The 8,540-nt window shown below is 34.2% G+C and carries 6 protein-coding genes; 1 reads left to right on the top strand and 5 read right to left on the bottom strand.

Going from position 1 to position 8,540, the window contains the following annotated elements; genetic code table 11:
• A partial coding sequence (locus tag F8N00_RS02500) for a mechanosensitive ion channel family protein (RefSeq protein WP_421017736.1) occupies nucleotides 1-117 on the bottom strand: 117 nt, incomplete at its 3' end.
• Between the two features lie 145 nt (nucleotides 118-262).
• A complete protein-coding gene (locus tag F8N00_RS02495; protein ID WP_421017734.1) occupies nucleotides 263-772 on the bottom strand; it encodes a hypothetical protein in 510 nt (169 codons plus the stop codon).
• A 200-nt stretch (nucleotides 773-972) separates the two neighbouring features.
• Between F8N00_RS02495 and F8N00_RS02490 the strand changes: the two genes are divergently transcribed.
• The gene (locus F8N00_RS02490) at nucleotides 973-3,459 is read left to right on the top strand and encodes an ATP-binding protein (RefSeq protein ID WP_421017733.1); all 2,487 of its coding nucleotides are present in this window, start codon (nucleotides 973-975) and stop codon (nucleotides 3,457-3,459) included.
• A gap of 58 nt (nucleotides 3,460-3,517) precedes the next feature.
• Here the strand turns inward: F8N00_RS02490 and F8N00_RS02485 are convergent, their stop codons facing one another.
• The 3 genes from F8N00_RS02485 to F8N00_RS02475 form a co-directional block, all read right to left on the bottom strand.
• Nucleotides 3,518-4,042 carry a hypothetical protein gene (locus tag F8N00_RS02485; protein ID WP_421017732.1) on the bottom strand — a complete coding sequence of 175 codons (525 nt, stop codon included), beginning with the start codon at nucleotides 4,040-4,042 and terminating at the stop codon, nucleotides 3,518-3,520.
• A gap of 107 nt (nucleotides 4,043-4,149) precedes the next feature.
• Nucleotides 4,150-6,039, bottom strand: a complete 1,890-nt coding sequence (locus F8N00_RS02480; protein ID WP_421017731.1) for a DUF4084 domain-containing protein — start codon at nucleotides 6,037-6,039, stop codon at nucleotides 4,150-4,152.
• A 214-nt stretch (nucleotides 6,040-6,253) separates the two neighbouring features.
• The gene (locus tag F8N00_RS02475; RefSeq protein ID WP_421017730.1) at nucleotides 6,254-8,524 is read right to left on the bottom strand and encodes a putative bifunctional diguanylate cyclase/phosphodiesterase; all 2,271 of its coding nucleotides are present in this window, start codon (nucleotides 8,522-8,524) and stop codon (nucleotides 6,254-6,256) included.
• Nucleotides 8,525-8,540: the final 16 nt, after the last annotated feature.

The following is an 8,540-nucleotide window of genomic DNA, read 5'->3' as shown; positions in this document are numbered from 1 at the left end:
GATCAGCTTGGCAATGAGCCATCCAATCAAGAAGACGATAATCGCTCCAAGCAAGTTGCCGAGTGATCCAAGAATGCCGTTCAAGTTCAAAGACGTTCCATTCCAAATATTATTCATCTTTTCACCTCCGTAATAAGTTAAAATAAAAAAGTAAATGGAAAGAATATTTATTTATTCCCGAAATGTCTTAAATAAATGCGAACAAACTAAATTTTCAGATTTTTAATCTTAAATAATTCTTTTAGTTTAAAATTATCTATAATTATCCTACATAAAAATGGTATAAAGGAACTTTGGTTACTTTATTCATTAATAAAGTTAAACTTTTTTTATAATATGTTGGCAACAGATGTTGATAGCACCTAATGCTAATGGAATGACTATCAACGCAATGCTGATCAAGATCATTCCAGGTGCGTCGTCGACTTGAGCAATATAGAAAAATACGGGGAACATACAAATTGTTATGCCTGTTGTAATAAAAAGCGAAGTTTTGATGGATTTCATCGATTGATAAATTTGGATAAACGGGATTATATCCAAAAAAAAGAAATCGTAGAATGTGCAAAACGTGGATTAAAGAATAAAGAAAGGGTCCAAGTGCTGGGTAATAAAGAATCAACAAAGTATATCCTGGTTTTTCAAAAATTAATCTGTTCATTAAACCATCAAGTAATAAAGAAACACCAAAACCAGCGACGCCAATCAAACCAGCAATCATCAATATGGTACAAGTTTTTAGATATGTGACGCTTAACTGAAATTGCTTCATGTCTAAGCCTCCTATTAGTTATCTAAAGATGTGATCAGTTTGAACGTCCACATAATATTGGATATCAATTTACGACGATGAATCAATTTAAAAATATACTTAGAAATTTATTTCAATGAGAATCATTTGTCATTGATGTAGGTGAGAGAAAGGAAACAAAAATGAAAATTTGGTTGAATCGAACCATTGGAAGGCAAATCATGTTTGCATTTTATATCGTATTTATAACATTACTTTTAACTACCCTTTGTATTTATTTTTATACAAAAAACCAAGTGATGGATTCAGAGAAACAATTAGATACTTTGAGTGAACACCGGACGAGAGCTACTCTCTTACATGAATCTTGGTTAATGCTCCAATATGACGTTCGCGGTTATGCACTTTATGGTGAAACTTCTATATTAAACGAGATCACTAAAGAAAAAGCAAATATCGAAAAACAGACAAGTTGGTTTAAACGAAATGTTACAACTGAGGTAGACGAGAGCTATGCCAATGATACAAGATTCCTTTATGAATCTTATTCAAATCGTGTATTACCAAGCGTTATCAATTATGTAAAAGAAAAAAAAGAAGGCAAAATCAATGAGCCTTTTCTCCAACAAAATACATTGTCGAAGTTGACCCCTGCTGTAAATAATAACAATCAGAAATTGTCAGATAGTAATAATCTCTCTTTAAATTTGCGAGAAAATATTTTGAATATGGAAACAACTTTTACAACATATCGAAACGAAATAAACAAACAAGAAAAAGCTACTCAAAAAAAATTAGGGAGTCAAGTCAATACTTCTCAAATACTTGGAGGAATTAATATTGGCATATTAATTCTATTGACACTACTCTTCGTGCGTCCGTTTACGACTAGACTTACACGACAATTGAAACGTTTAAACCGCGAAACGGATAGATTGGCTCAAGGAGAGAATACGGAGCCAATTCCAATTTTAAATGAACAAGATGAGATAGGGGAACTTACTAAAACATTTAATCAAATGTCAGCTTCCATTATCGGACAAAAAAAGAATTTGCAGTTAAATAATGAAGCATTACAGATGCAAAGTGAAGAACTGCTCGCTCAACAAGAAGAATTACATACTCAGCAAGAAGAACTCGAAGAAGCATTAAATGTCACGCTTCAAAATGAACAACATTTAAAGTATCGTAATGAATTGACTGAGACCTTGGCAGCTCGAGAAACATTTACAGCCTACGAAATGGTCATTGAAAAACTTGTAGCCATTACACATGCAGAATTTGGAGCTATCATTTTTTATGATAGAGATCATTTGGCGCAAGTCTTTTCATTTGGTATTACAGAAACTGCTATCGAAAAGATAACAATGCCTGGTTCTATTGTAGAGCGAGCTAATTTGTTAAGACGTATTACACAGTCTGATAAACAGGTTGCATTAGATCACCCGTTACCGCATCCGTACTATATCTTCGAGGCTGCTATACCTGTGCTAGATGTTGATTCTGGTGAAATATTGGCTTGTATCTATCTTGCCCGCTATAAAATGCAGTTTGAAGCAGGTGAACTAGAGGATATGATGTCCTTCGCTCGCCAAATCTCACTATCGCTTTTACGTATGAGGATGTTTGATGAGATGCAAGTCGAAAAGGAGAAAACAACGAGTCTAATTCATTCAATCCGCGAGGCAATGATGTATATCGAGAACAATAAAGTACTTGCCAACCATGCATTGCTGAATTTATTTGATTACAGTCAACATAATGATGATAAGAAAAACATCCGTGGTCTCATCTCTTTAGATGTTGAAGATGAACTGTTGGTGAGACGCATAGACCAGAAAGAGAAATTTAATAACTTCATGGATAAAGTCTATTCGAATACGATTCCACATGAAGATATCCAGGTTACATTGAATGATGGAGCGAAAGTAGTGACAATCTATGCGGAAGAAGTTCGCTATCATGCATCTCTAAAAGGAATCATGTTGGTATTAAAGGATGTAACGCATGAAGTTGAAGTGGATCGACTAAAATCAGAACTCATTTCAACGGTTTCACATGAATTACGAACGCCACTTTCATCGATTTATGGATTTACAGAATTATTATTGGCTAAATCGTATGAGGAGCAACGTCAGAGAAAATACTTGGAAACGATACATTCCGAAACACAAAGGTTATCTTTGTTGGTCGATAATTTCTTAGACATACAACGTATGGAATCAAATCAACAAACTTTCATGATAGATACGGTAGATTTAGTTGAAATCATTCAGAAAATAGTAACGGTACAGCGTGAGGAGGACTCGCTCCATATATGGAATGTCCAATCAAACGAACAGGGAAAAATGGAGATCGAGGCGGACCAAGAGAAGATGACACAGTTATTTACGAATCTCATCTATAATGCTAAAAAATATTCTCCAGAAGGTGGAGCTATAGAAATCTGCATGAAGCAGAGTTCAGATAATGTACTAATACAAATTCGAGATAAAGGAATCGGAATTTCCGAGAATGATCAATCAAAAGTCTTTGATAAATTTTATCGGGCACATACAAGTTCTCATCCTAAGATTGGGGGAACAGGCTTAGGTCTTAGCATCTGTAAAGAAATCATCGAGGCACATAATGGAAAAATTGAAATAAGTTCTAAACTGAATAAAGGTACGATAGTCGAGATTACTTTACCCATTAGCAGTAAGCTTTAAAAAGCGCTGTTAATTAAAAAACGTCTTTTGTTCGTGGAACTCACGGCAAAAGACGTTTTTATGTTTTTTTATAGATTAGTTGACCATTTTCCAATTTAAATCCATAGCGAGAAAAACATTCTAAAGAAATCAATCCAGAATGCGAGATATGATCATAACTTCCACGAATAGAGAAATCATCATAGTGTCTTTGAAGGTCGTCAATTAAAGCTTCAAGCAACAGTCCTCTCTCACCAATCCCTTCTTTTCTTACATGAAGCTCCAATAGCTCAAACTCTGAGACACTAGCAACAATCTTAGATTCTAGAGAACCCTGCTTAACACTTAAGGAGGACTGTTGGTTCAAAATATTCGAATGTGTAGTTTTTTCTTCCAAGAGCATTACATAAAAAATAGACACTGATGCTAAGGAGTTTTTGGTGATTTGAACAAGTTGCCCTTCTTTATTGTAGGCTAACCCAATAAAGGTTTCATAGGGGCGGATGTGCATCTTTACGTTACGACGTGAACATGTTCGTTGCCAATCAGATCGAGGAATCCAGGAATGTTCAGAGACAACACGTTTTTTCAAAAAAAGACGCAACTTTTTAACCTCCTTATCCATAACATGATTAAATTATACATGTTCATTAAAGGGATAAAAAGACATTTTTTTGAAACATGAGTGTTTGAAAACTAAAAAAAGTAAATTTACTTTTGATTAGATGATAGATTGAGATTATTGTATAAGACATATGTACCTTGTCGATCCTTTTTCGCTTGATACATGGCTAAGTCTGCTTGTTTCATGATTTCTATAGTAGTTGTTGCATCAGTCGGAAAACAGGAAATACCGATGCTTGGAGGGCAGAGTATAGTATGCTCTTTAATATAATAAGGTGCTTTTAAAACGGTAAGAATTAAGTCGGCTCGTTGCTTTAATTGGTCATGTTCTAGTATATCTTTAAGCAATAATGTAAATTCATCTCCTCCTTGGCGTGCGACCATTTCAAACTGATTCTCTATAGATTTTAGACGTTTACCTACCGCCTGCAACAAAAGGTCTCCAATATCGTGACCAAGCGTATCGTTAACATGTTTAAAGTCATTTAAATCCATGAAAAATAGCGCAATCTTTAAATCTGTTTTTTCGAGAGTTTCTTCAATGAGAAAAGTTAAGTGATTTTCAAAGGCAGACCGATTGCTCAATCCGGTTAACTGGTCATGATAAGCGAGATAGTTCACTTGTTGTTCGATACTTTTTTCCTCTGTAACATCTTTACCGATGGCAAAAATACCAACAATCTCATTTTGTACAATGATTGGGATGTTCGTGAGGTTCATACAAATGATTCCTCCTTCACTGTTATGAATTTTGACTTCATAGCTGCGTGGAGATCCTTTGAAAACATATTCGAGTTCTTGAAGCACTTTTGTTTTCGATTTCTTTTCAACGAAAGCTAGACTATTCTGACCGACTAACTCATCAGAACTAAGATTAAATAACTGACTACATGCATCGTTTACACTTTCAAATTTCCCATTTAAATCCATTGAACAAACTGGGTGAGGATGATATTCGAACAGCGATTTATATCGCTCTTCACTCACTTCTAACGCGCTAGCCTGATGAAGATATTTATCGACAAGTTTTTGATTTTCAAGAATAATCACAATCTGTCGGACGAGTACGAGACAAATCGATATTCCACATCCCGCTGAAATGATATCAAAGCTGGTCGAGTTAAAAATCATGAAAGTAAACAGAACTATAATTCCCCCATAAGGAATTAAGACTTGGATAATATTTAGTTTCTCCAGCTTAATGGGTGGATGATCTATAACGAATTTCGATATTTTCGTTATTCCTGCGAAGCTTAATAAAAGCATAGTCAAAATAAAAAGTGGATCAACTACATTACCTGCCGGAATATTATCAATAGAAATTAAATAGAGATAGACAGAATCTGCAGTCGCTTGTATACATACGGCTAATAAGATTAAAATCATAGAAGATGTACGAGGGCGAGTCGATTTATGCAATAGTAAAAAAATAGCTGCAATTAACATTCCAAGATCACCTATCGGATAAGCCAAAGAAATGATAAAAGCTAAGGGCGTGGCTGAACTACTCGTAAGAACTGGAGAAATCAAAAGATACCAAAAAAATGTTGTTGCGATGATGAGAATAATCAAGAAATCAAACATGAAAGACACATGCATGATCAATTTAGTTTGATGCTTTATCTTATAAAACAAAGCGATAAGAATACAAATAATTTGTAAGAGATAGAATACGTCTGGCCAACTGACAAAGATTGTTTCATTTCCAAATGTAGTATCTGATATCACCCATAAAATTTCTGCTACTAAGTAAGAAAAAGTGCCTAACGTAATAAGGGACCAAAAAATACGCTCCTTAGCTATCGTCTTTGAAAGAGTCGAAGTTAGATAATATAAAGCAATCAAGAGGCCAACGATTGAAAAAAAACTACTTCCTATGGATTGATAAGGGGAGTTTGGAAATGCAAAAATCCAGCTATAATAACTAAGTAAATATAATCCGAGAATAAAATAACGCAGGTTAATTCTATTGAACATACCCCACTCGTACTCCTTTTAACTTTGATCTCACCAGTATAGGTGTGTAAGATTATTGGCGACATTGTCATTCTAAAAATAGGTGTATGATTTTAACCACATGTAAAGATGTTTCGAAAATCGACAAAAATCACGGAATTACAATGATATATAATAAATTATAAAAATGCATAGAGCAACGATTGTACGAATCGGTTGCCTTATGCATTTTAAATCAGGACGACGTGACATTTGACTGTACAAAAGATGTAAGGAATTCTATAAAGGCTTGATAATCAACAGGTCTTGAGAAGAGGTAGCCTTGACCAATCATACATCCGTTCGTATGTAAAATTTCTCTTTGTTCTATTGTCTCAATACCTTCCGCCACAACGTTTAATTGCAAGTTTAATGCCAGTTCTATGATTGTCTTTACCATAGGTGAAGGATTATTATATGAAATTCGATCGATGAAAGACTTATCAATCTTTAAGGTATCAATAGGAAGCTGTTCTAAGACATTTAAAGAAGAATAACCTGTGCCAAAGTCGTCAATGGATATTTTTATACCCATTGATTTTATTTGTTGCAAGATATTAAAACTTTCTTTGATGTTTTGAACAATGCTTTCTGTAATCTCTAATTCTAGCCATTCAGGATCCAACTTAGTTTTTGTAATGACTTCTCCCACCATGTTGCAGAAATGAGGGTTTTGAAACTGAAGAGCGGATACGTTCACTGAAACCAATAAGGGTTTAAATCCAAGTCGTTGTAACTGTTTGTTGTGATGTGCAGCAGTATACAGTACCCATTCTCCGATTTCATTGATTAAACCAGTCTCTTCAGCAAGAGGAATGAACTCAGCAGGCGAAATCCAACCGAATTTTGGATGTTCCCATCGCAATAATGCTTCCATACCGACCATACATCCGGAGGCGAGATCAACCTTAGGTTGATAATATACGGAAAGCTGATTATTCTTGATCGCGTTCTTTAAGTGAGCTTCCATTTCTAATTTACGCAGCAAATTTGACTCCATTTCATTGTTGTAAATAACAAAGGAATAATTCCCATACTGTTTTGCCTGATAGAGCGCTTCAGCCGTATGTTGTTGGACTTTTTCCAAGGATATACTCTGTTTCGGATAATGTGTGATTCCAATGTGTCCTATGATATTCAATTCAAAATCAGATGTTTTAAATGTCGGTTGTAACACATCAAAAATAGATTCATTTAACAACATAATATCTGCAGTAGATTTATTAGATGATACAATCATAAATTCATCTTCGGTGAAACGATATAACTTAACATTCATACCAATAGTATGTTTTAGACGGTTGGAGACCTCTTTAATAAGCTGCTCACCGACTTGATGACCGAAAACATCGTTAAACATTTTTAATCTTTCTACTTGTAAAAGTATAAAAGTGAAGTCTTGTTGACGTGAGTCCATTGCGTACTGTGTTTCTTTTAAAAATGCCGCACGGTTCCCTAACTTTGTAAGTATGTCTGTATAGGCAACCTCATTAAGTTGTGATACTAATTTATTATTCTTTGATGTTGTAATCCCTTGTCTGACAATGGTCAATAGAAAAATCATAATCCATCCAAAACTAAGGGCATTTAAGGACCAGTCATAACTTTCCATCATTAAAACTGATAAAACTAAAATGCTTAGGTAAGGAAAGAGGAACTCTCTTTTCATTGTAGAGAAAAAAGGAGTTCTAAGTTCAAACGCTGACTTCTGTTCATCTTTATAGAAATAAGCAGAACAACCAATAAATAATAAAGCAATTGTCCAAATAAAATCGACAAATTTTCCGCTTTGATAGGTTTCATTAATCAGCATCTGCGCAAAGATTGTGTCTCCCAGTATCTGTAGAAACAGACCTATGATTAAATAATTTAAAGACTTATTTTTTTTATTAAACTGAATTAAATAAAAAAGAGTGATGATGAAAAATAAAATGCCTAAATCAGCAATTTGAAAAATAATAGTATATATAATTTTTCCTAATGAATGCTCTTCAATACGGTATAAAGGATGAAGCAAATAGTAATAGCTAATTGAAGTGGTTGCCACCATGTATATCATCGTATTAAATAAATAAGTCATATTTGAAAATTGGATAGACGTTTTTCTCAACCTATAAACTAACCCTATGAAATAACATATATAGCATAATGCCCACAGTAAATATGAAAGTGAGGGGGCTTCTGGCGATTCTTTTGTAATAACGAGGTCAATAATCCAAACTAAAGTACCGATAAAGGATAAACCAGTACCCATACTTATAAAGAACCAAAATTGCTTTAATGAATTAATCGAATTTTTAAATAGGCGTAAAATCCAAAACGTACTCACTATTCCAATAATAAGTTGAATGGTGTTGAGAAAAGCTAAACGAATCCACTCTGATCCTTCATAAAGCATATTCCCATACCAAAACATTAAACTGATTCCTATCAAAATTAGGAATGGCCACTTGGTTACACTGTTCAAACTAGTTCCTCCTAAT

Source organism: Exiguobacterium sp. A1_3_1 (assembly GCF_048985645.1).
GTDB classification, from domain to species: Bacteria; Bacillota; Bacilli; order Exiguobacteriales; family Exiguobacteriaceae; genus Exiguobacterium_A; species Exiguobacterium_A indicum.
Note: the sequence above shows the minus strand (reverse complement) of the source record. Positions and strands in the feature narration are given on the sequence as shown.

Coding starts and splice junctions, on each gene's coding strand:
- F8N00_RS02490 (WP_421017733.1), top strand. CDS start 973: ATGTTTGCATTTTATATCGTATTTATAACATTACTTTTAACTACCCTT.
- F8N00_RS02480 (WP_421017731.1), bottom strand. CDS start 6,039: ATGTTCAATAGAATTAACCTGCGTTATTTTATTCTCGGATTATATTTA.
- F8N00_RS02495 (WP_421017734.1), bottom strand. CDS start 772: ATGAAGCAATTTCAGTTAAGCGTCACATATCTAAAAACTTGTACCATA.